We start from the raw sequence: 24,365 nt of genomic DNA on the forward strand, positions 1-24,365 counted from the left end.
CTTGGCGGCGCGGCCGATTCGGGTACAATCCTTGTGAACGATCGTGCTATTCAAGACGACGATAACAAGGAGACCGCATGAATCTGCTTTACTCCGACGAGGACCTGGCTTTCCGTCGCCAGGTCCGCGCCTTTCTCGCATCGCAGCTCCCTCCAGAACTCCAGCACAAGGTCCGGCGGCATCTTCGCCTGGAGCGGGACGACTACGTCCGCTGGCATCGCATCCTCGCCGCCCAGGGCTGGGCCGCGCCCGGCTGGCCGGTCGAGCATGGCGGCCCGGGCTGGACGCCGGTGCAGCGCCACATCTTCGAGGAAGAGTGCGCGCTGGCCGGCACGCCGCCGGTCCTGCCGTTCGGCGTCAATATGGTGGCGCCCGTGATCATGGCCTTCGGCAGCCAGCAGCAGAAAGCGCATTATTTGCCGCGCATCCTGTCCTGCGAGGACTGGTGGTGCCAGGGCTATTCCGAGCCCGGCGCCGGCTCCGACCTGGCCGCGCTCAAGACCAGCGCGCGGCGCGAGACCGACGCCGCGGGCGAACACTACATCGTCAACGGCCAGAAGACCTGGACCACCCTGGCCCAGCATGCCGACATGATCTTTTGCCTGGTGCGCACCGATACCGGCGTGCGCAAGCAGGAGGGCATCTCCTTCCTCCTGATCGACATGCACAGCCCCGGCGTGACGGTGCGTCCGATCGCGATGCTCGACGAAGACCACGAAGTCAACGAAGTCTTCTTCGACAATGTGCGGGTGCCGGCCGCCAACCTGGTGGGCCAGGAAAACCGCGGCTGGACCTACGCCAAGTATTTGCTGGGCCACGAGCGCACGGGCATCGCCGCGGTGGGCCGTTCCAAGCGCGAACTGGCGTTCGTGAAGCGCCTGGCGCTGCGCGAGCACAAGCGCGGACGAGCGCTGCTGGACGATCCCTTGTTTGGCGCCAAGGTAGCGGCGCTCGAGATCGAACTGATGGCGCTGGAGGTGACCGTGCTGCGCGTACTGGCGCGTGGCGAGACCGCGCCTGGTCCCGAAGCGTCGATGCTCAAAGTGAAGGGCACCGAGATCCAGCAGGCGCTCACCGAGCTGATGGTGGAGGCGGTCGGGCCGCTGGCGCTGCCGTTCGAGCCGGACTACCTCGATGGCGGGCGCGAACACGCCAGCGCCGGCGACGACGATGCGGCTGCGCTGGCCGGCTACTACTTCAACTACCGCAAGACCTCGATCTACGGCGGATCGAACGAAATCCAACGCAATATCATCTCCCAGATGATCCTGGGACTGTGAGGACGCCATGCATCTCGAATTGAACCAGGAACAGCTGCAACTGGCCGACGCGATCCGGCGCTGGATCGGCCGCGACTATGGTTTCGACAAGCGCCGGGCGATCGTCCACCATGCAGCGGGCGTATCGACCGAGGCCTGGGACACCATGGTCGAACTCGGCCTGACGGCGCTGCCGGTGCCGGAGGCGCACGGCGGCTTCGGCGGCGACGCCGTCGACCTGTTCGCCGTGATGCAGGAACTCGGCCGCGGCCTGGTGGTCGAACCGTATATGGCGACGGTGCTGGGTGCCGAATTCCTGCGCCTGGGCGGCCTTCATGGCAGCGCACATGGCGACTTGCTCGCCCGCGTGGCCGCGGGTGAGTCGAAGCTTGCCTGCGCGCTGGGCGAACGCCAGTCGCGCCACGATGCCTTCGACATCGCTACCCGCCTGGAGTCCGTCGACGGCGGCTACCGCCTGCATGGCGAGAAACGGGTGGTGGTGCATGGCGCCGAGGCGGATGTGCTGGTGGTGTCGGCCCGGGCATCGGCTCCTGTAGCGGGCCACGGGCAAGCGCTGAATGGCGTCACGCTGTTCGCGGTGCCGGCGAACAGCGCCGGCCTGTCCATCACCGGCTACCGCACGCTCGATGGCCTGCGCGCGGCGAACGTGGTGCTCGACGGGGTCGTGATCGGGCCAGAGGCCGTGGTCGGCCAGGTGGGCGAGGGCGGCGTCATCCTCGATGCGGCGCTCGACTACGGCGCCGGGCTGCTGTGCGCCGAGGCGCTGGGGGCGATGCAGGCGCTGTTCGACGCGACGCTCGAGTATCTCAAGACGCGCCAGCAATTCGGTGCGCCGATCGGCAAGTTCCAGGCGCTGCAGCACAAGATGGCCGATATGGCGATCCACCTGGAGCAGGCGCGTTCAATGGCGCTGCTGGCGGCGCTCACCCTGGCGCACACGCGCGCCGGTGCCGATGCGGACGAAGCAAGCCAAGGTGGCGAAGTGGATGGAGGGGGCGTGCGAGGCGCAGGCCCGAATGGCACCGATAGCGATGCCGCGGAACGCCGGCGTGTCGTGTCTGCCGCCAAGTACCGCGTGGGCCTGGCCGCGCGCTTCATCGGCCAGGGCGCCATCCAGCTGCACGGCGGCATGGGCGTGACCGACGAGCTGCCGACCTCGCACTATTTCAAGCGCCTGTCGATGATCGAACTGACGCTGGGCGATATGGACCACCACCTGGAGCGCTTCGTTGCCCAGCCGGGATTCCGGGAGGCGGCATGACGGCAAGACGCGGCGGCGCGGCAGGCGCGGCGCAAGACGCGCCAGGCCAGGCGGGCGCGCCAGCCGGGAAGCGCTGGTATTTCGAGGACTTCCATCCCGGCCAACAGATCGACCTGGGCGAGCGTACCGTCACCGAAGCCGAGATCCTCGCTTTCGCGCGCGAGTTCGATCCGCAATCCTTCCATGTCGACACCGTAGCGGCGCAGGCGTCGCCGTATGGCGGCCTGATCGCCAGCGGCTGGCATACCTGCAGCATGATGATGCGGATGGTCGTCGACGGCGTATTCAGTTCGGCGGCCGGCATGGGTTCGCCTGGCCTGGACGGCGTGCGCTGGCTGCAGCCGGTGCGCCCGGGCGATACACTGCGCGTGCGCTACCTCACGCGCCAGGTCAAGGCATCCGCTACCAGGCCCGATCGCGGCGTGGTCTGGTCGACCTGGACCGCCACCAACCAGCATGGCGTCGACGTGTGCACGGTCGACGGCATGAGCATGGTCGGGAAACGTCCCGCCGGGCAGGATTGATGGCCACCACGATCGCACTCGACGCGCTGCCGGCCCTGGTCGGCAGCGAAGTGGGCGTCTCCGACTGGTTCGAGGTCGGGCAAGACCGCATCGCCACCTTCGCCGAAGCAACCGACGACCGCCAGTGGATCCACCTCGACCCCGAGCGTTGCGAGCGCGAATCTCCGTTCGGCCAGCCGGCGGCGCACGGCTTCCTGACCCTGTCGCTGCTGCCGGCCATGCTCACCAGCGCGCTGGCGATCGAGGGCATGCGCATGGGCGTAAACTATGGCCTCAACAAGGTGCGCTTCCCGAGCCCGCTCCCCTCGGGCAGCCGGGTGCGTGGACGCTGGCGCTTGCGCGGCGCCGATGCGGTGGCCGGTGGCTGGCAGTTCACCTGGGATGTGGCGATCGAGGCCGACGGCGCCGCCAAACCCATTTGCGCGGCCGAGTTCCTGATCCGCTGCTACGCCTGACCTGCGCCTGACCTGCGCTTGACCTAAAACCGAGGCGGCGCGCTAGGTGTCCTGGCCCCCGGCGGCGGCGGGCATGCCCGCACCATCCACGCGGTACTGGTTGCGTCCACCCGCCTTGGCCTGGTAGAGCAGGGCGTCGGCGCCGGCCAGCAGCGTGTCGGCGCCTTGCGCATCGCGCGGCACCAGGCTCGCGATGCCCATGCTCACCGTCAGCCGCGGCGCCGTGGGCGACGCAGCGTGCGCCAGGTCGAGCCGGGCCAGCTCTTCCAGCATGCGACGGGCCACGCCCTCGGCGCCGAGCGCGTCGAGCTGGGGCAGCAGGATGGCGAATTCCTCGCCCCCGTAGCGCGTGACCAGGTCGTGGGTGCGGCCGGCACCGCGCCGTAGCGCCGCCGCCACCTGCACCAGGCAGGCGTCGCCGGCCTGGTGGCCGTAGTGGTCGTTATACGCCTTGAAGTGGTCGACGTCGGCCAGGATCAGCGCGACCGGCAAGCCGGCGCGCGCGCAGCGCCGCCATTCGGCGTGCAGGCGCTCGTCGAACGCGCGGCGGTTGGCCACGCCGGTGAGCGGATCGGTCAGGCTCATGGCGCGCAGGGCGTCGGCCTGGCGTTTGACGGTCAGGTGGGTACGCACGCGGGCGCGCACCACGGCCGCGTTGACCGGCTTGGTGATGAAGTCGGCCGCGCCGGCGTCGAGCGCGCGCGTCTCGTCCTCCGGCGTCTTGAGCGCGGTGACGAAGATGACGGGGATATCGCGCGTCTCCGGCGCCGCGCGCAGGGCCGCGCACACGGCGTAGCCATCCATGTCGGGCATCATGGCGTCGACCAGGATCAGGTCGGGATGCTGGCTGCGCGCCAGCTCCAGCGCGCGCGCTCCGCTCAGCGCGAACAGCACTTCCTGCTCTTCCTGCAGCGCAGCGTGCAGGATCTGGATGTTTTCCATCGCATCGTCAACCACCAGGATGCGGCCACCCTGCGCCATCTCGGTCCAGCTCACGGTGTCTCCTTTCGCTTCATGAGCTCTGCCACCAGCCGCGCCGCTTCGTCGAAGCGCAGGGTGGCGATGGCGTTGGCCAGCGCATTCGCGGCCTGCTGGCCGGCGTCGGCCGCCAGCGCGGATCGCAGGGCGCCCTCGGCGGCGATGGCCCTCATATTGTTATTTTCCAGTAAGTGGAGCAGACGCGCCAGCGCGGCATTCAGCGTGGCGCGGTCATCCACCACGGGTAGCGCCATGGCCGGTTCCTGGTCGCGCACCGGCGGCGCCAGCTCGCGCGCGATCGCGACCACCGCGTCGAGCGCGCGCGCCAGGTCGGCCAGGCGCAGGCGCACAGTGCCGTCGTCGGCATCGCGCAGCGCCTGTTCGAGGGCGTGGGCGGCGTCGGCGGCGACGGTCGCGCCAAGGTTGGCGCTCACGCCGCGCAGGCGGTGCGCGAGCTGGCCGGCGCCGGCGCGCTCGCCCGACTCGACCTGCGCCCGCAATTCGGCGAAGGTGTGCGCCTGGCCGTCGGCGTACCGGGCGAACAGCTCGCAAAAGCGCTCGAAGCTGCCGGCAAAGCGCGGCAGGGTCGATTTCAGGTCGATGCCGGGCAGGTGCGGCAAGGCGACCGGCGGCGCGGGCGCGGCATCGGCCATGGGCAGCGCCGGTGGCCGCGCCGTGACCCGCGACAGGGTGGCGACCATGGCGTCGACGTCGATCGGCTTGGCCAGGTGGGCCTGCATGCCCGCCGCGAGCGAGCGCTGGCGGTCCTCGTCCATTGCGTTGGCGGTCATGGCCACGATCGGCACCGTCAAACCTGCGGCGCGGATCGCGGCGGTGGCCTCGAAGCCGTTCATCACTGGCATCTGCAAGTCCATCAGCACGACGTCGTAGGCCGCATCCTCGAGCAGCATGCTCAGGGCGGCGCGGCCGTTGGCGGCGATGTCGAGCGCGGCCCCGGCGTGGGCCAGGATGAAGCTGGCGACTTCCTGGTTGATCAGGTTGTCCTCGACCAGCAGCACCCGCAGGCCGCGCAGGGAGCCGGCCAGCGGCGTGCCGGCGGGGGCGGCCCCGGCCGCGTCAAGCCCACCCAGCAAGCGGGCGACGGCCGCGCGCAGGCTGGCGCCCGTAAACGGCTTGCCCAGCATGGCGGCCAGGCCCACGTCGTCGGCCAGTTCGGCGTAGCGCTCGGTGTCGGGATCGGGCGCCAGCAGGCACAGTCGGGGCAGGTGCGCGCGGGCATTGCGCGCCGCCGCGATCAGCGGCAGGCCGTCGAGGCCGGGCATGGCGCTGTCGAGGAAGGCCAGGTCATAGCGCCCGGCGCACAAGGCCGCGAGGGCCGCATCGCCATCGCGCACGGCGTCGACACGCCAGCCGAAGGCGGCGCAGGCCGCGGCCAGGGCGGCGCGCGCGCTGTCATTGTCGTCGGCCACCAGCACCCGCAGCGCGTCGTCTCCCGGGGGCGGCGCCATGGGAGCCGCTTCCAGCACATCGAAGTCGAGTTCGAAGCGGAAGGCGGCGCCGGCGCCAAGGCTGCTCTCCAGCCGCAGGGCGCCGCCGGCCAGCTCCACCAGGCGGCGCGAGATCGACAGGCCCAGGCCGGCGCCGCCGTGTTTGCGGACCGTCGAGCTGTCGGCCTGGGAAAACACCTCGAAGATCCCGGCCTGCACCTCGGGTGCGATGCCGATCCCCGTGTCGCGCACCTCGAAGGCCAGGCGCACCTGGTCATCGGCCCCGTGCTGCAGCGCGATCGACAGCACGATCTGGCCCTGCTCGGTGAACTTGACCGCGTTGCCGACCAGGTTGAGCAGGACCTGCTCGAGCCGTACCGGGTCGCCGCGCAGCAGCGGCGGTACGCCGGGGTCGACCGAGAACGCCAGTTCCACGCCCTTGGCCCAGGCACCCGGCCCGTTCAGGACCGCGATGCTGCCCAGGACATCGTCGATGCGCAGCGGGATGCGCTCCAAGGTCAGCTGGCCGGCCTCGATACGCGAGAAGTCGAGCAGGTCGCTCAGCATGCCCAGCAGCGAACGGGCGGCGGTGCGCATGCGCGCCACGTAGCCGCGTTCACGCTGGCCCAGCTGGCCTTCTTCCAGCAGGCGCGCCAGGCCCACGATGGCATTCATCGGCGTGCGCAGTTCATGGCTCATATTGGCCAGGAACTCGCTCTTGGCGCGGCTGGCCTGTTCGGCCAGGCGCAGCGCCGCCTGGAGCTGGGCGCCGGTGGCGCGCAGCGCTGTCTCGGCCGCGACGCGCGCGCTGATGTCGCGGATCGTGGCCTGCATCATGCCGACGCCGCCGATGTCGAGCCGGGTCAGCAGCACATCGGCGGTGAACTCGGTGCCGTCGGCGCGCAAGTGCTGCCACTCGAAGGACGCCCTGCCTTCATCGAGCGCGCGCCGCATGTTCTCCAGCGACACCTCGTTGCTCGGGCGGCCGTCGGGCTGCAGCAATGGCGACAGGCTGGCGGGCGACTCCTCGAGCAGGGCGGCCGGATCGCGAAAGCCGAACAGGTCGGCCGCGGCCTGGTTGGCGCTCACGAAGCTGGCGCCATACGCCAGCAGCAGGTGGGCGTCGCCGGCCGCTTCGAACAGCGCGCGGAACATCTCCTGGTGGTCGCGCTCGCGCTGCTGGTGCCGTTTGCGCTCGGTGATGTCGAGCACCACCGCGTTCACGCCCATCAGCTCGTGGTCGGGGCCATGCACCGGGTAGTAGCTCGAGATCCAGTGGCGCATCACGCCGGGCGCCGCGGGGGTGTCGGCCGTGGCCTCGATCTCGACCAGGGGGCGGCCGCTGTCGATCACGCGCCGGTAATTGGCTTCCAGCTCCTCGCCCTTGGGGCCGAGCAGCTCGGGCAGGGTGCGGCCGGCATGCTCGCGCGACGGCCGGCCATTGATGTCGGCCAGGTAGTCATTGACCATCACCATGCGCAGCTCGGTGTCCATGAAGCACAGGCCGACAGGGATCGCCGCGTACACCGTTTCCAGCTGGGCCTTGGAGCGCTCCAGCTCCTGGGTGCGCTCGGCCACCAGCCGCTCCAGGCAGCGCCGGTAGTCCTGCAGCTCGGCGTCGACCTGGCGCAGCGCATGCGCGACCGTCTCGACTTCGCGGATGTCCGACGGCGGCAAGACCAGCGGCTCGCCGCGTCCGAGTCGCTCGGCGGGGCCGGCCAGCCCCTGCACGGCGCGCGCGATCGAGCCGCCCAGCGCCCAGGCCAGGCCCAGGCTGATCGCCAGCAGGGCGGCGATGGCGGCCACGGTCTTGGGCATCGATTGCCCGAGCAGTTCGCCGGCGGCGTTGTGCGGATAGCGGATCGCGACCACCCAGCCATGCTTGGGCGAGCGCGCGAAGGCGGCGAAGGTCGACGGCCCGCCGTCTTGCGGCAGTTCGACGATGCCGGGACTGCCGTGCGCCACCGCCTCGGCCAGTGCCGGGACCATCGGCGTGCCGACGTGCCGGCCGGCGTCGGCGCTGCGCGAGATCGTCATCAGACGCCGGTCGTGGATCTCGGCGATCCAGCCCTCCGGGAGGTGCTGGCTGTCGAGCAATTCGGCCATACGGCGCGGACGCAGGTGGACAGAGAGCACGAAGCGCACCTCGCCCTCGTACCAGATCGGCACCTCGACCGAGGGCACGTATTGGGCGCCGCCATCGAGCCGGTGCAGGCCGGACGCCATCGTGTTGCCCGTTTCGGCCACGCGGCGGATGTCGTCTTCGTTGCCGGTGCGCGGCAGCGGCGCGCCGAGGCGATGATTGGTATGAACCAGCGGGATGCCGCTCGGCAGGCTCAATACGAAGGCCTGGGCCGGGAAGTCGGGCCGCAGCAGGCTGCGCGCCACGCCATGGATGGCGGCCATGTCGCCCCGGGCCATCATCGCCGTATTGGCCAGCACCCGGGCGGCGGTCTCGCCACTCTCGATGTCGCGCTCGACCGCCGCCGCCAGCACTTCCGCCACGGTCTGGGCATCGCGCGAGACATGGTTGCGCTCGCGCACCGCGGCGTCGCGCGCCAGCGCGATATAGCCGAGCAGGATCGGCAGCGCGCACGCCAGCACCAGGATGTACAGCTTGGCGCGGATCGAGGGCAACGGCAGACGGGCGAACGGCAAAATTGGACTCCAGGGCGGGGCGCACAGCGGGAAGGCGACATGGTAGCGGTCCTCATCCACGCCGCATAGCAGCATACGACATTGTGCAGGCGAATGTCTTGAGCCAGCAACATGATCGTCCGGCCGAATTCATCGTTATGGAACGGCTATCGCGCCTTGCTTATTGATTGATTATTATCGTACGCTGAAGCCGGCGGGCACAACCGCGCCAGTATCATCGGCGATGATCATGGCGAACCGCTTCGTTGTCGCCGGCGTGGCAGCGCGAGGGTCGCCAGTGCGAAGCGGCCGGGCACTACCAGGTCGCGCTGCGCACGGGCGCGCGCAATGGCGTGTGGTGGATGGGTCGCGGCATCTCGCTGCAGGCCGAGAAGCATGACGCCGAAGTGGTAGCGGCCTTCCAGCAAGCGCTGGCGAGCGGCGCGCCGGCAGCCGCACTGCAAGCATGCGTGGAGGGCCGGTTGCGACAATTCGGCCGCCGAGCGAACGTCCCGTCAACTTGCCAGAATTGCTTGACAATAAGTTCTGGTGATCCTAAAGTGATATCACTTTGATGTTACTTACACGAGAGGGTGGAATATGCATGGAGCTCACACGCGCCGCGAATCGGCGTTCTCTTCGGCCAACGGATACCTGGCGGGCTGCGCCGGGATCGTCCTGCTGCTGGCCGCCTTCTACGTGTTTCAGCTGATGGTGGAAACGGCGTCCGGCCTGCCGTACCTGGCTGGCGGCGTGGCGCTGGTGCTGGCAGGGGGGCTGTGCCTGGGCGGCCTCTACATGCTGCAGCCAAACGAGAGCGCGATCCTGACCCTGTTCGGTAAATACATCGGCACCGACCGCAGCGAGGGCTTGCGCTGGGCCTTCCCGTTCTACGTCAAGCGCCGCCTGTCGCTGCGCGCCCGCAACCTCAACGCGCCGACGCTCAAGGTCAACGACAGGCGCGGCAATCCGGTCGAGATCAGCGCGGCGGTTGTCTGGCGCGTGCGCGACACCGCCCAGGCGGTGTTCGAGGTCGACGATTTCGAGCGCTACGTTTCGATCCAGGCCGAAGCGGCGCTGCGCCACCTGGCCTCGCAATACGCTTACGACGAGGGTGAGGACCTGCCCGAAGGCGAGACGACCCTGCGCGCCGGCATGGACGTCGTGGCGGAGGCCCTCAAGGTCGAGCTGCAGGCACGTTTCGAGGCGGCGGGCGTGGAGGTGCTCGACGCCAAGCTGACCCACCTGGCGTACGCCGCCGAGATCGCGCAAGTCATGCTGCGCCGGCAGCAGGCCGAGGCCATCATCAGCGCTCGTGCCAAAATCGTGCATGGCGCGGTAAGCATGGTGGAAACGGCGCTGAAGGGCTTGTCCGAACGCGGCATCGTGGAGCTCGACGACGAACGCAAGGCGGCAATGGTCAGCAACCTGCTGGTCGTGCTGTGCTCGGACAAGGAAACCCAGCCGATCGTCAACACGGGCACACTGTATAACTAGCGGCCGACCAGCATGGCAAGTCCAGGTAAAAAAGCCTTCCCGTTGCGCATCGACCCCGCATTGTGGGAAGAACTGCAGCGCCTCGCGGCCCGCGACCTGCGCAGTGTGAACGCGCAGATCGAGTTCATGTTGCGCGAGGGACTGGCGCGGCGCGGCGTGAAGCAGATCGAGCCGGGCAAACGGGACGAGGGCGGCGACGGCGACTAGCGGTGCGCTGCGACATCCGTCTTGCTGCTGTTGTGTTAGCATCGCCGGGTTTGTTTCCTTATCGGCATCTTATCGTTCACGTGGCCTATTCGAAGCGGTTTTCCCCACCCGTCGCGTCAGGGCGCTTGCGCCTGGGGATCCTGCTGTCCCTGCTGTTGCACGCGCTGCTGCTCAGCATACCCATCCAGGGCGACACTTTCGGCATCGCCGGACTGCGTCTTCCCTGGCACGAGCGGCGACTGGCGGCCAGCGATCTGCAGGTCGTGCTGGCGCAGGCCCGCCCTGCGGCGACGCCGGCCGCGGCGCCGGAGGCGGTGCGAGCAGCCGCGCCGGCGCCCGTTCGAGCGACGGCGCCAATACCGGGGCCCGGACCAGCCCCGACTCCGGTCCCCGTTCCCGTTCCCGTTATCGCTTCCCCTGCCGCTCCGATTGCAGCGGTGGCGCCGCCAGCCGCCCCACGCGTGCAGATGCCTGTTCCGGCGCCGCCGCAAGTCAGTCAGGAAGCGAAGGAGATCGTCGCCGAACCGGCGCTTGACCCGACATCGAAACCGCAGGCGGTGGACCAGTCCCCCCAGGTCGAGTTGATCGCCCTGGCGCGTGCGCAGGCCGAGCGCGAGGCAGCCATGCGCGTGAAAGCGGACCGGGTCGCCGCCGAGCAACGCGAAGAGGCGAGAGAGGCAGCACTCGAGGCGGCGCGCCATGAACAGGCGAGGCAGGATGCGAAGGCGTGGGAGGCGCAGAAAGAAGCGGAGCGGCTTGAGGCCGTGCGGCAGGAAACCGTCCAACAAGAGCAGGCACGGCGCGAACAGGAGCGGCGCGAGCAGGCAGCGCGTGAGCAGGCAGCGCGCGAACAGGCGGCGCGTGAGCAGGCGGCGCGCGAGCAGGCAGCGCGTGAGCAGGCAGCGCGTGAGCAGGCGGCGCGTGAGCAGGCGGCGCGCGAACAGGCGGCGCGTGAGCAGGCAGCGCGCGAGCAGGCAGCGCGTGAGCAGGCAGCGCGCGAACAGGCGGCGCGTGAGCAGGCAGCGCGCGAACAGGCGGCGCGTGAGCAGGCGGCACTTGAGCAGGCGGCGCGTGAGCAGGCGGCAGGTGAGCAGGCGGCGCGTGAGCAGGCGGCACGTGAGCAGGCGGCGCGTGCGCAGGCGGCAGGTGAGCAGGCGGCACGTGCGCAGGCGGCGCGTGAGCAGGCGGCAGGTGAGCAGGCATCACGTGAGCAGGCATCACGTGAGCAGGAACGGGCAAGCCAGGCCCAGGCCAGCCAGTCGCCGGCGTTGCAAGCACCCGTCGGACAGGGCCAGCCGGCGCCGCTGGCGCCGCGCGAGGAAAGGCTGCGCGCGATCGCCGAACAACTGGCCAGGGAGGCCGCCCTGCGCGACGGGAACGCGACAGCGCCGGGCCTGCCGCAGCCGACAGTCAGCGGCCTGCGGCGCGGGTGGCTGTTCGGACGCGCGGATCCCAACCAGGACCTGGTCGAGTATGCGCAGGCGATGAGCCGGAAGATCGAGTTGAACATGACGCTGGACATGGTGCGCGACGCGCTCAAGCAGCCGCACAGGCAGCCGGTCGTCACGGTGGCGATCCGCGCCGACGGTTCCGTCGAAAAGGTCACATTCGTCACCTCGAGCGGCGTGCCGGCGATCGACGACGGTATCCGCGAGATCATCGCGAGCCAGGCGCCCTACGGTCCTTTCCCGCCCGCGCTGGCCAGGCAGTACGATGTGGTCGAGATACGCCGCACCTGGCTGTTCGATGTCGCTGTGCGCCTGCAGTAGCGCATGCGGCACCCCACCATTGCATAGAAACGTGAGCATGACATGAAACGCAGTCCCAGCGCTGGCCTGGTCTATTCCACGGAGAGCGGGCGCATGTGTCCCGCATGCCGGCAGCCTCTGGCGGCGTGCGCGTGCCGGGCCAGGGCCGCGCCGGTCGGCGATGGCGTGGTGCGGGTGTCGCGCCAATCGAAAGGCCGGGGCGGCAAGACTGTCACGCTGGTCAAGGGCGTGGCGCTCGACGCGGCAGCGCTGGCGTTGCTTGGCAAGCAGTTGCGCGCCGCCTGCGGTTCCGGCGGCACGGTCAAGGATGGCGTCATCGAAGTGCAGGGCGACCATTGCGACCTGGTGACCGACACGCTGACCAGGCTGGGTCACGCCCCGAAGCGTACGGGTGGCTGAACCCTGCATGGGCTTTGCATTGGCGGCGAGCGCTTGGTCCACCGCGCCGCCGGGATGCGGCACGCGTTCTTCGTCGGTCCCGAGCACATGGCCGACATCCTGCTCGACCGGTCAAGCTGGCCATGTGCTAAAGTGACATCATTGCCTCAATACCCCGGTCAAAGCGACCCAAAAACAAACCCGGGTGTCCCATGAATCTATTCGAACATTTGGCCGTGCTGGCCTTGCTGGTGCTGGCGGCCGGCTTCTTGTCACTGACCGAGATCGCGCTGGCCGGCGCGCGTAAAATCAAGCTCAAACTTCTGGCCGAGGCGGGCGACGAGCGGGCCCGCAAGGTCATGGCCCTGCAGGCGCAGTCGGCCGACTTCTTCGCCGCCTCGCAGCTCGGCCTGAATGCGATCGCGATCCTGGGCGGTATCCTGGGCGAGGGCGCCCTGCGGCCGTTCTTCCTCGAGTGGCTGTCGCTGTTCTACAGCGGCCCGGGTCGCGAAAATATTGCCTTCGCCCTGTCGTTCGTGTTCGTCACGACCTTGTTCGTGCTGTTCTCCGACCTCATGCCCAAGCGCCTGGCGATGATCGCGCCCGAGGTCACGGCGATGGCCGTGATCCGTCCCGTGCTGTTCGTGATCCGTCTCTTCCGGCCGTTCTCATGGGCGCTGAACAAGATCGCGAACATGCTGTTTCGCCTGTTCGGAGTCGACATGACGCGCGAAGACCGCATCACCTTCGACGAGATCTCGGCGGTGGTGGAGGCCGGCGCCCAGGCCGGCGTGTTGCAGAAGCAGGAGCAGCACTTCATCGAGAACGTGTTCGAGCTCGAGTCGCGCACCGTCACGTCGACCATGACGACGCGCGAGAACGTCGTGTTCTTCGACCTGAGCGAGCCCGAGGAAAGCATTCGCCAGAAGATCGCGAACCACTCGCTGTCGAAATTCCCCGTGTGCGACGGGGTGATCGACCGCGTGGTCGGCTATGTCGATACACGCGACATCCTGGTGCGCCTGCTGGGCAAGCAATCGAAGTTCCAGCTGAGCGAATCGACCATTCGCACCGTGCTGATGATCCCGGACACGCTGACCCTGTCCGAGATGCTCGACCGCTTCCGTTCCAGCAAGGAGACCTTCGCGGTCGTAATCAACGAATATGCCTTCGTGGTCGGCGTGATCACGCTGAGCGACATCATGGTCACCGTCATGGGCCGCTGGGGCAGCCCGCTGGAGGCCGACCAGCAGACCATGCAGCGCGACGACGGCTCATGGCTGATCGACGGCAGCACCCCGGTGGCGGACATGAAGCGCGTGCTCGACCTGCCGTCGCTGCCCGAGGAAGAGCGCTACGAGACGGCGGCCGGCTTCATGATGTACATGCTGCGCAAGGTGCCCAAGCCGACCGATAGCGTCGAGCACGAGGGCATGCGTTTCGAGGTCGTCGACGTCGACCATTACCGCATCGACCAGTTGCTGGTCAAGCGCCTGGAGCGCCCCGACACGTTCTCCGCGGCGTCGACCCTGTTGACCGACTAGTCCCGCGCAGTGATGTCGTTGGCAGACGTCGCGGCTGAGCCGTGCGTCAATGGTTTGCGCGCTTTGGTAGCCTGAACCGGTCCGGCTCGCCCATCGTTGCGAGCCGCTTACCTTCGTACAGGAGTCTCCGCCATGTCCATTCGTAACCTGCTTTCTTCCATCCTGATCGGCGCCGTCGCCAGCGCCCGCTCGATGACGCCCATGGCGACCATCGCGACCGCGCGCCTGGCCGGCCGCGGCACCTCGGGCGAGCTGTTCCTGCTCGATCGCCCCGCCTTCAAATATGGCGCGCTGGCGATGGGCGTCGGCGAGCTGTTCGGCGACAAGATGAAGAGCGCGCCCGACCGTACGGTCTTCCTTGGCTTGCTGGCGCGGGTAATGAGCGCAGGGATCGCCGGGGCGGCGTTGGCGCCGCAGGGAAGGGAGAAGGCGGGCGCCGCGGCCGCCGTCGCCACCGCCGTGCCGCTGGCCTACCTGACGCTGGCGGGCCGCAAGCAGGCCATGGCGCGCATCGGCCAGACCCGCAGCGGCCTGATCGAAGACGCGCTGATCATCGCCGCGGGCGCCGCGATCGTGGCGATGGCCACGAAGCCGCAGCGCGGCCAGTAACACTTACAGCTGCGCGAGACGCTCCAGCGCGAGCTGCAGCGTCTCGTCCTTCTTCGCGAAGCAGAAGCGAACGACTTTCGATTCGATCGGCCGGCTATAGAATACGGAGACGGGAATCGCCGCCACCTTGACCTGGCTGGTCAGCCACTGCGCGAACGCCACCTCGGACAGGTCCGAAATCGCCTCGTAGCGCACGCACTGGAAGTAGGTGCCGTCGGATGGCAGCAGCGTGAAGCGCGACCCGGCCAGGCCGGCGCGGAACAGGTCGCGCTTGGCCTGGTAGAAGGCCGGCAGGTCGCGCCACGGCGCCGGGTCTTGCAGGTAGGCCGCGATGGCGTGCTGCATCGGCGTGGCGACGCTGAACACGTTGTACTGGTGGACCTTTCGAAATTGTGCCGTCAAGTCCGCCGGCGCGGCCACATGGCCGATCTTCCAGCCGGTCACGTGGAACGCCTTGCCGAAGCTCGACACCACGAAGGCGCGCTCGGCCAACACCGGGTGGCGCGACACCGAGGCGTGCGGTGCGCCCTCGTACACCATGTGCTCGTACACCTCGTCGGAGAGGACCAGGATCTGGCTGCCTTCCACGATCGCGGCAAGCGCATCGAGGTCTGGCTGGCGCAGGATGGTCCCGGTCGGATTGTGCGGCGTATTCACGACGATCATCCGCGTGCGTGGCGTGACGGCGGCGCGTACGTCGTCCCAGTGCACGCTGTAGCCCCCCGCGTCGACCCGCATCGCGACCGGCACGACCACGCCGCCGCTCAGGACGACCGCGGGCGCGTAGCAGTCATACGCAGGCTCGATGACGATCACCTCGTCACCGGGATGCACGGCGGCGAGGATCGCCGACTGGATCGCCTGGCTGGCGCCGACGGTGACGGTGATCTCGGTCGCGGGATCGTAGCGGCGGCCATAAGTCGCCTCGATCTTGGCGGCGATCGCCTCGCGCAGCGCCGGTACCCCGGCCATGGGGGCGTACTGGTTATGCCCGGCGCGCATCGCCTCGCTCACGAGGTCGACCAGCCTGGGGTCGCAGGCGAAATCGGGAAAGCCCTGGCCGAGGTTGACGGCGCCGTGCTCGAGCGCCAGTTGCGACATCTGGGTGAACACGGTGGTGCCCACTTGCGGCAGGCGGGTGACCAGGGCAGGGATGCTCATGGTGTACTCTGGAAGTGAAAGATGGTTTTATTCTAACGTGCCTTCGGCGCGGGCCTTGAGCCAGGACTCGGGCAGCATGATCCGGAACAGTCCGGCCTGGGCTGTTTTGCGGCCGAGTTTGAGCAAGGCCTTGTCCTTGCTGATCAGGACCGAGGCGCCGGCGTCGCGCGCCAGTTCCATGAATTTCTGGTCGTCGCGGTCGGTGCATACCGGCAGGCGGATCGCTTTCGAATCGGGCGCTACCAGGCGCAACAGGGCGTCGAAGCGCGCCGCGGCCTGCGCGCGGCCGGCTTCATCCAGCGGCAGGTGCGGGTAGCGCAGCACGGCGAGGTATTCGTCGCGGCATTCGGCGCGCGTGATGGCATCGACTTGTTTTGACTCGATGGCGGCGAGCAGCTCGGCCCAACGCGGATCGTGGAACACGAACAGGTCGAGCAGGACATTGGTGTCGATGACGATGGGTTTCGCTGGAACGGTTATCATGTAGGTTGCTTATTTACATTATCTATTTGCGGAAAATTTTCGTTCGTCCATGCTGATTGTCCTGTCTCCCGCCAAGTCGCTCGATCTCGAATCGCCCCTGACCACAAAGCAACATACCACTCCCGAGTTCATCGCGCAGGCCAGTAGCCTGATCACGGTGCTGCGCGATTACTCGCCGGCCCAGGTCAGCGAACTGATGCATCTGTCGGATGCGCTGTCGGTGCTCAACGTCGGCCGCTACGCCCACTGGGAGCGTGACCACGCCGAGGCGCGCCCGGCCGTGATGTCCTTCAACGGCGACGTCTATACCGGCTTCGACGCCCCGAGCCTGGATGCGAAAGGGCTCGCGTACGTCCAGCGTCATGTGCGCATCCTTTCAGGGCTGTATGGCCTGCTGCGTCCACTGGACCAGATGCATCCGTATCGCCTCGAAATGGGCACCAGGCTGGCGAACCCGCGCGGCAAGGATTTGTATGCGTTCTGGGGCACGACGATCACCGAAGCGCTCAATCGCCAATTGGCCGAGACGAGGGCGATGGCCCTGGTCAACCTGGCATCGACCGAATATTTCAGGTCGGTCAAGCCGAAGCTCCTGGATGCGCCGGTGATCGAGCCCGTGTTCCAGGACTGGAAGAACGGCCAGTACAAGATCATCTCGTTCTTCGCCAAGCGGGCGCGCGGCATGATGGCGCGCTACGCGACCGACAACGGCATCACCGATCCTGAACAGCTGAAGGAGTTCGACGTCGACGGCTATGCCTTTGACGCGAGCGTCTCGCGCGACAACAGCTGGGTATTTCGCCGCCGCGTAGAAGCCTGACCCGGACGGACAACCGGCGCCCGAGGGCGCCGGCCGGCAGGGGTCTTTACTGCACCGCGTCCTTTGGCGAAGGACGTGGGCCGCTCTTGGCCCAGAATTTCCACCAGGGCGCATCGGCGACCGCGTTCGGGCGCGGACGCTGGTCGTTGCTCGCCCAGAACTTCCACCAGGCGGCGTCACCGCGCGCACCTGGATTGAGGAAGTAGCTGTCCGGGTAGTTGAGCAGGAACACGCGCTGGGTGTCGTCGCGCAGCAGCGGCATGCCCAGCTTGTCGTAGCTGCGGATCATGATGAACAGTGCTTCTTCGCGCGCCGGCGCGTCGGTGTAGTTGGTCACCGCATCCTGGGCGCGGTTGAGGGCCGCCAGGTAGGCGCCGCGGCGATAGTAGTAATTCGCCACGTGCACTTCGTACTGCGCCATCGCGTTGATCAGGTAGCTCATGCGCTCGATCGCGTCGGGCGCATATTTGCTGTTCGGGAACTTGTCGACCAGGGCCTTGAAGGCGGCGAACGCCTCGCGGGTCGCGCGCGGATCGCGCTCGGTCGGATCCTGTTCGTAGACGAAGCTGAAGAAGCCGAGCTGGTCGTTGAAGTTGATCAGGCCGCGCAGGTAGTACATATAGTCGACCTGGGCATGGTTCGGGTGCAGCTTGATGAAGCGCTCGACCGCGGCCAGGGCCTCGGCCTGGTCCTGCGCCTTGTAGTGGGCGTAGGCGATCTCCATCTGCGCCTGCGTTGCATAGACGCCAAACGGGAAGTTGGTTTCCAGGCGCTGGAACAGCGGAATTGCTGCTTCATAGTGCCCGCCGGCCATCTCCTCGCGCGCCTCAGCGTATAATTTCTCCGCCGACCAGTTTTTGGATTCGTCGGTAGGCTTCGGCAGAACACTGCATGCCGAGAGGCCGACGAGGACGCAAGTTGCGACCAACACAGACAATTTTTTTTGCATAGCTTTTTGCAGAAAAGTTTTACCTAGATTCAACGAACGGCTGATTATAGCCGATGGGACTCACGTGATATTAACTCCTGCGCCGGATTCGGCGGATTTACCAATTGACCCTGACTTTGACGATGAACTGGAGGCCGGGTTCGTCCCTGCGCCCGGCATCGACCTGTCGCCGATCACGCTCGCGCTGCAAGAAGAACATTGCGGCCAGCGGCTCGACAAGGTGGTGGCCGGCCTCGTGCCCCAGTTCTCGCGCAGCCGCCTGCAGCAATGGTTCGAAAGCGGCCACATCATGGTTGATGGCAAGCCGGCGCGCGGCAAGGACACCGCCTATGGCGACGAGACCATCGTCGTCGAGCCGCAGGCCGCGCCCGAGGACACGGCGTTCGCGCCAGAAGAAATGGCGCTGAACATCGTCCACGAGGACGACGACATCATCGTCGTCAACAAGCCGGCCGGCCTGGTCGTGCATCCGGGCTCGGGCAATTGGAGCGGCACCCTGCTCAACGGCCTGTTGCACCACTGCCCGCAACTGGTCGGCGTGCCGCGCGCCGGCATCGTGCACCGCCTGGACAAGGACACCAGCGGTCTGATGGTGGTGGGCAAGACCCTGGCCGCCCAGACCGACCTGGTGCGCCAACTGCAGGCGCGCACCGTCAAGCGCGAATACTTCGCGCTGGTCTGGGGCACGCCGCGCGCCTCGGGCACCATCGACAGCCCGATGGGCCGCGACGCCAAGGACCGCGTCAAGATGGCGGTCTCGAACAGCCCGTTCGCCAAGCCGGCGATCACCCATTACGAGCGCGTCGTCACCGGAGAACTCGACCGGCGTCCGGTGTCGCTGGTGCGCTGCCGCCTCGAGACCGGCCGCACCCACCAGATCCGCGTCCACATGCAGTCGCTGGGGTTTGCCCTCGTCGGCGATGCGGTCTACGGCAAGCGCCACCTGACCCCGGTGTTCCACCGCCAGGCGCTGCAGGCGCGCCGTCTCGGCCTGGTGCACCCGGGCACGGGCGAGCAATGCGAATGGACGGTGCCTCTGGCCGACGACTTCGCCGCGCTGATCGCCCAGGCGGGCATCGAAGAGCCGCAAGATGGCCACTTCGGCAGCGAGACCGCACACGAGGATGACGACGACGGCGTCGTCACCTACCGCGTATGACCCAAGGCGAGCTTGCTGCGGCCGACCTGGTCTGGCCGGCATGGCCGGACCTGCCGGCGTCGATCGGCGCGCTGGCCACCAGCCGCGACGGCGGGGTCAGCGCCGCGCCCTATGACGACGGCAAGGGCGGTGGCGGCCTCAACCTGGGACTGCACGTCAACGACGACCCCGATGCCGTGCGCGCCAACCGCGAGCGCCTGCGCGCCTGGCTGCCCGGCCGTCCGGCCTGGATCGCGCAAGTGCATGGCGCCGACGTGGTCGATGCCGCCACCGTGGGGTCCGACCAGCCGGTCCGCATGGGCGACGCCAGTATCGCGACTGCCGCCGGAATCGTCTGCGCCATCCTGACCGCCGATTGCCTGCCGGTGCTGTTCGCCGACCTGGATGGCAAGGTGGTGGGCGCCGCCCATGCCGGTTGGCGCGGGCTGGCCGGTGGCGTGCTCGGTGCGACCGTGAAAGCCATGCGCGCGGCGGGCGCCGGCGAGATCACGGCCTGGATGGGGCCGGCCATCGGCCCCGAGGCGTTCGAGGTGGGGCAGGATGTGGTGGATGCGTTCGCGGCGGCGATCCCTGGCGGGGCGGTGCATGCCTGTTTCCGCGATTATCCGGGGCGCACGGGCAAATACCTGGCCGATATGTTCACCCTGGCGCGCCTGATGCTGGCGCAGGATGGCGTCGACCGTGTCCATGGCGGCGGCCTGTGTACCGCTGGCGCGCCCGGGCGCTTTTATTCCTACCGCCGCGACGGCGTCACCGGTCGTCAAGCCAGCTTGATCTGGATCAAGTAAGGGGGGCGGCTGTCCGATACTGCTCAGTCGCCGTCGCCATCCGATGACTCGGCGGCATCTCCCGCCGCGTCCTTGTTGGCAGGCTTGCCTTGGCGATGCGTTGTCATTTGGCGGCGCTGCCGACGCCGCCTTGCGCCAGTCAGATAGAAAAGAATGGATAATGGGACTGCGCAGTAAAAGACAAAGGTCATGATGCCGCCGACCACGGTCGGTTCGGTCGCCGCCATGAGTACGACAACGTATATCCACGCGATGGCCACGATCCACATGATGTTTTGTTCCTGGTTGAAGAGACGAGATTCTAACAACGGATGCCTACATGAACATGCCTGACCCGCAAGCTTTCGCCGCAACCTGGTTGTCCCAGTTTACCGATCCCAAGGCCTGGGAGGGCTGGATGAAGATGGCGCCCATGGCTCCCTTGTCCGCGCCACCCGCGTCGGCCAATCCGCTGGCCGGCTTCCTCAAGGATATGGGCGCCGGCATCGACCCGACCAAGCTCGAGTCGATCCGCGACGATTACCTCAAGAAGGGCGCCCAACTCTGGCAAGATTTTATGTCCGGCAAGACGCCGGCGCTGCACGACAGGCGCTTCTCGGCATCGGAATGGGTCGGCAATCCGCTGTCGGCATTCTCGGCCGCGTCCTACCTGCTCAATTCCGAATTCATGCTGGCCCTGGCCGATGCGGTCGAGGCCGGCCCGCGCGAGCGCCAGAAGATCCGGTTCGCGGTGCAGCAAATGGTCGACGCCATGTCGCCCGCCAATTTCTTCGCGACGAATCCAGAAGCGCAGAAGAAAATGATCGACACCAAGGGCGAGAGCCTGACCAAGGGCATGGCGAACATGCTGGCCGACATGCAAAGGGGGCGCATCTCGCAGTCGGACGAATCCGCCTTCGAGGTTGGCCGCAATGTCGGCAATACGCCCGGCCAGGTGGTCTTTGAAAACGCGTTGTTCCAGCTGATCCAGTACACGCCAGCCACGCCGACGGTGCGCAGCGTGCCGCTGCTGATGATCCCGCCCTGCATCAACAAATTCTACATCCTCGACCTGCAACCCGAGAATTCGCTGGTGCGCTATGTGGTGGAGCAGGGCAATACCGTGTTCATGGTGTCATGGCGCAATCCTGATCGTACGCAAGCCAACCTGGGCTGGGACGACTACGTGGAGAAGGGCGCCATCCGCGCACTGGACGTGGTGGCCGAGATCAGCGGGCAAGAAAAAGCCCATGTGTTCGGCTTCTGCGTCGGCGGCACGATCGCCGCTACCGCGCTGGCGGTGCTGGCCGCGCGCGGCAAGCAGCCGGCCGCCAGCCTGTCGCTGCTGACCACCCTGCTCGATTTTTCCGATACCGGCGTGCTCGAAGTGTTCGTCGACGAAGCACAAGTGGCGCTGCGCGAGCAGACCCTGGGCGGCGGCGGCCTGATGCCGGGACGCGACCTGGCGACGACTTTCTCGGCCCTGCGTCCAAACGACCTGGTCTGGAACTATGTACAACAGAACTATTTGAAAGGCAAGGAGCCGCCGGCCTTCGACCTGCTGTACTGGAATGCCGACAGCACCAACCTGCCGGGCCCGATGTTCTGCTGGTACCTGCGCAATACCTACCTGGAGAACAAGCTCAGGACGCCTGGCGCGCTGACCGTGTGCGGCGTGCCGGTCGACCTCGGCAAAATCGACGCGCCGGTGTTCATCTATGGCTCGAAGGAAGACCATATCGTGCCGTGGCAGGCTGCGTATGCGTCGATGGGCTTGCTCAATCCGGCGAACCCGAAGGCGAACCGGTTCGTGCTGGGCGCCTCGGGCCACATCGCGGGCGTCATCAATCCCGCGGCGAAGAACAAGCGCAGCTATTGGGTCAACGACAAGGACGGCACATCGAAGCCGATGGACGATCGCGCCTGGTTCGATGGCGCGGTCGAGAACAAGGGCAGTTGGTGGCCGGAGTGGGCCAGGTTCCTGGCCCAGTACGGCGGCGCCGAAGTGCCGGCCCCGGCCGCGCCGGGCAACGCGCAATATGCAGCACTCGAGCCTGCGCCGGGACGCTACGTCAAGGCGCGTGCCGACTGAACGGACGTGCCTTAAATTGACAGAAAAGCCAGGGTAATGACCAACCTAGTAATTGCTGCACCTGCATCAATTGCGTGGTATGGTGTCTGCTGTTCGTCTGCTGCCGACCTGGCGGCGGGCGGGCAGGAGACGAACCGGCGATGCCGGCGCAAACAATTCTAAATACGTGGCGCATGAAGCCGCGGCGCAACCTATGGACCGAGAGATGAGCAGTGTGAAGAAAAGTACGGAACGCCTGATCAAGAAATACCCGAACCGTCGCCTGTACGATACGCAGACCAGTTCCTACATCACGCTTTCCGACGTCAAGCAGCTCGTGCTCGACGCCGACGAGTTTACCGTTGTCGACGCCAAGAGCAACGAAGACTTGACCCGCAGTATCCTGCTTCAGATTATCCTCGAGGAAGAAGCGAACGGCGTCCCGATGTTTTCGAGCTCGGTCCTGGCGCAGATCATTCGCTACTACGGTCACGCGATGCAGGGCATGATGGGTTCTTACCTGGAAAAGAACGTCCAGGCCTTCACCGACATCCAGAACAAGTTCACCAGCAACGCCGCCGGCGCGCTCGAAGGCAAGCCATTCAGCCCCGAGATGTGGACCCAGTTCATGAACGTCCAGGGCCCGATGATGCAGGGCATGATGAACAACTACATCGACCAGAGCAAGAACCTGTTCCTGCAGATGCAAGAGCAGATGCAGAACCAGAGCAAGGCGATGTTTGGCGCGTTTCCATTCCCGGGCATGCCGACCACTCCGACCGACAAGAAGTAAGCGCGTCGCACGGCGCTGCAACATACGGCCCCGGCGTCCCCACCGGGGCCCCGGGTTCAGGTACAATCGCGGATTGCCCAAATCATTTGTCGTCCGCCCATGCCTGAACTTCGTCGTAATCCTTCCGCCAACCCGAGCAACAGCCCCAGCATCGCTGCCGCCGCGAAAGCCCCCGCCATCGTCATCCCGACGCCGGCCCAGGGCGTGATCGCGCCGAAGGTCGGCTTCGTGTCGCTCGGCTGCCCGAAGGCGCTGGTCGACTCGGAACAGATCCTGACCCAGCTGCGCGCCGAAGGCTACCAGACCGCCAATTCCTACGACGGCGCCGACCTGGTGATCGTCAACACCTGCGGCTTCATCGACGCTGCAGTGCAGGAGTCGCTCGACGCGATCGGCGAAGCGCTGGCCGAAAACGGCAAGGTGATCGTGACCGGCTGCCTGGGCGCCAAGAAAGACGCGGCGGGCGACGACATCATCACCAAGGTGCACCCCAGGGTGCTGGCCGTGACCGGCCCGCACGCCGTCACCGAAGTGATGGAGTCGGTGCACCTGCACCTGCCGAAACCGCACGACCCGTTCATCGACCTGGTGCCGGACCACGGCGTCAAGCTGACCCCGAAGCACTACGCCTACCTCAAGATCTCGGAAGGCTGCAACCACCGCTGCAGCTTCTGCATCATCCCGTCGATGCGCGGCGACCTGGTGTCGCGCCGCATCGACGAAGTGCTGATCGAGGCCGAGAACCTGTTCAAGGCCGGCGTCAAGGAACTGCTGGTGATCTCGCAGGACACATCGGCCTACGGCGTCGACGTCAAGTTCCGCACCGGCTTCTGGAACGGCCGCCCGATCAAGACCCACATGACGCAGCTGGTCGAGGCACTGGGCCAGCTGGCGCGCCAGTACGACGCCTGGGTGCGCCTGCACTACGTCTATCCTTACCCGCACGTCGACCAGGCGATCCCGTTCATGGGCGACGGTCACGTGCTGCCTTACCTCGACATCCCGATGCAGCACGCGCATCCGGATGTCCTGAAGCGCATGAAGCGTCCGGCCAGCGGCGAGAAGAACCTCGAGCGCATCCTCAACTGGCGCCGCATGAACCCGGACCTGACGATCCGCTCGACCTTCATCGCCGGCTTCCCGGGCGAGACCGAGGCCGAATTCGCGTACCTGCTCGACTTCCTGAAAGAGGCGCAGATCGACCGCCTGGGCTGCTTCGCCTACTCGCCGGTCGAAGGCGCTACCGCCAACGAGCTGGCCAACCCGGTGCCGGAAGAAGTGCGCGAGGAACGCCGCGCGCGCGTCATGCTGCTGCAAGAAGAGATTTCGGCCAAGCGCCTGCAGGCCAAGGTGGGCAGGACGTTGCGCGTGCTGGTCGACGAAGTCGGCGCGCGCGAAGCGATCGGTCGCTCGGCTGCGGATGCGCCCGAAATCGACGGCGTGGTCCACATCAAGCGCCCGCTGGTGCCTGGCAAGAACAAGCTGGCGGTCGGTCAGTTCGCCGACGTGGTTGTTACCCGTGCCGACGCCCACGACCTGTGGGCCACGCCAGTCTGACGCAATTCACCCAGGGCT

At 67.1% G+C, this 24,365-nt stretch carries 22 protein-coding genes; 16 read left to right on the top strand and 6 right to left on the bottom strand.

Annotated elements, in window-relative coordinates:
• The first annotated feature begins 77 nt into the window (after nucleotides 1-77).
• From AC56KW_RS09535 to AC56KW_RS09550, 4 genes are read left to right on the top strand one after another with little or no spacing between them, the layout of a single operon-like run.
• Nucleotides 78-1,280 carry an acyl-CoA dehydrogenase family protein gene (locus tag AC56KW_RS09535; protein ID WP_497170494.1) on the top strand — a complete coding sequence of 401 codons (1,203 nt, stop codon included), beginning with the start codon at nucleotides 78-80 and terminating at the stop codon, nucleotides 1,278-1,280.
• Nucleotides 1,281-1,287: 7 nt separating this feature from the next.
• Nucleotides 1,288-2,541 carry an acyl-CoA dehydrogenase family protein gene (locus AC56KW_RS09540; protein ID WP_497170495.1) on the top strand — a complete coding sequence of 418 codons (1,254 nt, stop codon included), beginning with the start codon at nucleotides 1,288-1,290 and terminating at the stop codon, nucleotides 2,539-2,541.
• Entirely contained in the window at nucleotides 2,538-3,065 is a 528-nt protein-coding gene (locus tag AC56KW_RS09545; protein WP_497170496.1) for a MaoC family dehydratase, read from the top strand. The genes AC56KW_RS09540 and AC56KW_RS09545 overlap by 4 nt, the downstream gene beginning before the upstream one ends.
• The gene (locus tag AC56KW_RS09550) at nucleotides 3,065-3,520 is read left to right on the top strand and encodes a MaoC family dehydratase (protein ID WP_497170497.1); all 456 of its coding nucleotides are present in this window, start codon (nucleotides 3,065-3,067) and stop codon (nucleotides 3,518-3,520) included. Before AC56KW_RS09545 ends, AC56KW_RS09550 begins: the two co-directional genes overlap by 1 nt.
• A gap of 42 nt (nucleotides 3,521-3,562) precedes the next feature.
• Here the strand turns inward: AC56KW_RS09550 and AC56KW_RS09555 are convergent, their stop codons facing one another.
• Both AC56KW_RS09555 and AC56KW_RS09560 read right to left on the bottom strand, forming a co-directional pair.
• Entirely contained in the window at nucleotides 3,563-4,516 is a 954-nt protein-coding gene (locus tag AC56KW_RS09555; RefSeq protein ID WP_497170498.1) for a diguanylate cyclase domain-containing protein, read from the bottom strand.
• The gene (locus AC56KW_RS09560) at nucleotides 4,513-8,604 is read right to left on the bottom strand and encodes a response regulator (protein ID WP_497170499.1); all 4,092 of its coding nucleotides are present in this window, start codon (nucleotides 8,602-8,604) and stop codon (nucleotides 4,513-4,515) included. Before AC56KW_RS09560 ends, AC56KW_RS09555 begins: the two co-directional genes overlap by 4 nt.
• A gap of 579 nt (nucleotides 8,605-9,183) precedes the next feature.
• On the opposite strand from AC56KW_RS09560, the gene AC56KW_RS09565 reads away from it, so the two are divergent.
• The 6 genes from AC56KW_RS09565 (at nucleotide 9,184) to AC56KW_RS09590 (ending at nucleotide 14,587) form a co-directional block, all read left to right on the top strand.
• The gene (locus AC56KW_RS09565; RefSeq protein WP_497170500.1) at nucleotides 9,184-10,080 is read left to right on the top strand and encodes an SPFH domain-containing protein; all 897 of its coding nucleotides are present in this window, start codon (nucleotides 9,184-9,186) and stop codon (nucleotides 10,078-10,080) included.
• A 12-nt stretch (nucleotides 10,081-10,092) separates the two neighbouring features.
• Complete coding sequence (locus AC56KW_RS09570) at nucleotides 10,093-10,287, top strand: type II toxin-antitoxin system antitoxin (RefSeq protein ID WP_497170501.1); 195 nt, start codon at nucleotides 10,093-10,095, stop codon at nucleotides 10,285-10,287.
• 125 nt (nucleotides 10,288-10,412) lie between these two features.
• The gene (locus AC56KW_RS09575; RefSeq protein ID WP_497170502.1) at nucleotides 10,413-12,056 is read left to right on the top strand and encodes a TonB C-terminal domain-containing protein; all 1,644 of its coding nucleotides are present in this window, start codon (nucleotides 10,413-10,415) and stop codon (nucleotides 12,054-12,056) included.
• A gap of 42 nt (nucleotides 12,057-12,098) precedes the next feature.
• Nucleotides 12,099-12,455, top strand: coding sequence for a translation initiation factor Sui1 (locus tag AC56KW_RS09580; protein ID WP_497170503.1), 357 nt, complete (start codon nucleotides 12,099-12,101; stop codon nucleotides 12,453-12,455).
• A gap of 191 nt (nucleotides 12,456-12,646) precedes the next feature.
• Nucleotides 12,647-13,978 carry a polyamine export protein PaeA gene (paeA, locus tag AC56KW_RS09585; RefSeq protein WP_497170504.1) on the top strand — a complete coding sequence of 444 codons (1,332 nt, stop codon included), beginning with the start codon at nucleotides 12,647-12,649 and terminating at the stop codon, nucleotides 13,976-13,978.
• A gap of 132 nt (nucleotides 13,979-14,110) precedes the next feature.
• Nucleotides 14,111-14,587, top strand: coding sequence for a hypothetical protein (locus tag AC56KW_RS09590; protein ID WP_497170505.1), 477 nt, complete (start codon nucleotides 14,111-14,113; stop codon nucleotides 14,585-14,587).
• A gap of 3 nt (nucleotides 14,588-14,590) precedes the next feature.
• On the opposite strand, the gene AC56KW_RS09595 is transcribed toward AC56KW_RS09590, so the two are convergent.
• Together AC56KW_RS09595 and AC56KW_RS09600 are read right to left on the bottom strand one after the other, a co-directional pair.
• A complete protein-coding gene (locus AC56KW_RS09595) occupies nucleotides 14,591-15,748 on the bottom strand; it encodes a pyridoxal phosphate-dependent aminotransferase (RefSeq protein WP_497170506.1) in 1,158 nt (385 codons plus the stop codon).
• 27 nt (nucleotides 15,749-15,775) lie between these two features.
• Nucleotides 15,776-16,231 (bottom strand): putative toxin-antitoxin system toxin component, PIN family, encoded by a 456-nt coding sequence (locus AC56KW_RS09600; protein WP_497170507.1) that lies wholly within the window; start codon nucleotides 16,229-16,231, stop codon nucleotides 15,776-15,778.
• A 49-nt stretch (nucleotides 16,232-16,280) separates the two neighbouring features.
• Between AC56KW_RS09600 and yaaA the strand changes: the two genes are divergently transcribed.
• A complete protein-coding gene (yaaA, locus tag AC56KW_RS09605; RefSeq protein ID WP_497170508.1) occupies nucleotides 16,281-17,051 on the top strand; it encodes a peroxide stress protein YaaA in 771 nt (256 codons plus the stop codon).
• A gap of 46 nt (nucleotides 17,052-17,097) precedes the next feature.
• Here yaaA and AC56KW_RS09610 read toward each other — a convergent pair whose 3' ends face one another.
• A complete protein-coding gene (locus AC56KW_RS09610; RefSeq protein ID WP_497170509.1) occupies nucleotides 17,098-18,000 on the bottom strand; it encodes an outer membrane protein assembly factor BamD in 903 nt (300 codons plus the stop codon).
• 64 nt (nucleotides 18,001-18,064) lie between these two features.
• On the opposite strand from AC56KW_RS09610, the gene AC56KW_RS09615 reads away from it, so the two are divergent.
• Nucleotides 18,065-19,159, top strand: a complete 1,095-nt coding sequence (locus AC56KW_RS09615; protein ID WP_497170510.1) for an RluA family pseudouridine synthase — start codon at nucleotides 18,065-18,067, stop codon at nucleotides 19,157-19,159.
• A complete protein-coding gene (gene pgeF, locus AC56KW_RS09620) occupies nucleotides 19,156-19,947 on the top strand; it encodes a peptidoglycan editing factor PgeF (protein WP_497170511.1) in 792 nt (263 codons plus the stop codon). The genes AC56KW_RS09615 and pgeF overlap by 4 nt, the downstream gene beginning before the upstream one ends.
• Before the next feature lie 23 nt (nucleotides 19,948-19,970).
• On the opposite strand, the gene AC56KW_RS09625 is transcribed toward pgeF, so the two are convergent.
• Nucleotides 19,971-20,216, bottom strand: coding sequence for a hypothetical protein (locus AC56KW_RS09625; RefSeq protein ID WP_497170512.1), 246 nt, complete (start codon nucleotides 20,214-20,216; stop codon nucleotides 19,971-19,973).
• A gap of 50 nt (nucleotides 20,217-20,266) precedes the next feature.
• Between AC56KW_RS09625 and phaC the strand changes: the two genes are divergently transcribed.
• From phaC to rimO, 3 genes are all read left to right on the top strand, one after another.
• A complete protein-coding gene (gene phaC, locus AC56KW_RS09630; protein ID WP_497170513.1) occupies nucleotides 20,267-22,018 on the top strand; it encodes a class I poly(R)-hydroxyalkanoic acid synthase in 1,752 nt (583 codons plus the stop codon).
• A gap of 205 nt (nucleotides 22,019-22,223) precedes the next feature.
• Nucleotides 22,224-22,790 (top strand): polyhydroxyalkanoate synthesis repressor PhaR, encoded by a 567-nt coding sequence (gene phaR, locus AC56KW_RS09635; RefSeq protein WP_497170514.1) that lies wholly within the window; start codon nucleotides 22,224-22,226, stop codon nucleotides 22,788-22,790.
• Between the two features lie 99 nt (nucleotides 22,791-22,889).
• Nucleotides 22,890-24,347, top strand: a complete 1,458-nt coding sequence (gene rimO, locus AC56KW_RS09640; RefSeq protein WP_497170515.1) for a 30S ribosomal protein S12 methylthiotransferase RimO — start codon at nucleotides 22,890-22,892, stop codon at nucleotides 24,345-24,347.
• The last annotated feature ends 18 nt before the right edge of the window (nucleotides 24,348-24,365 follow it).

This window comes from Telluria sp. RT2P19 (genome assembly GCF_059685725.1).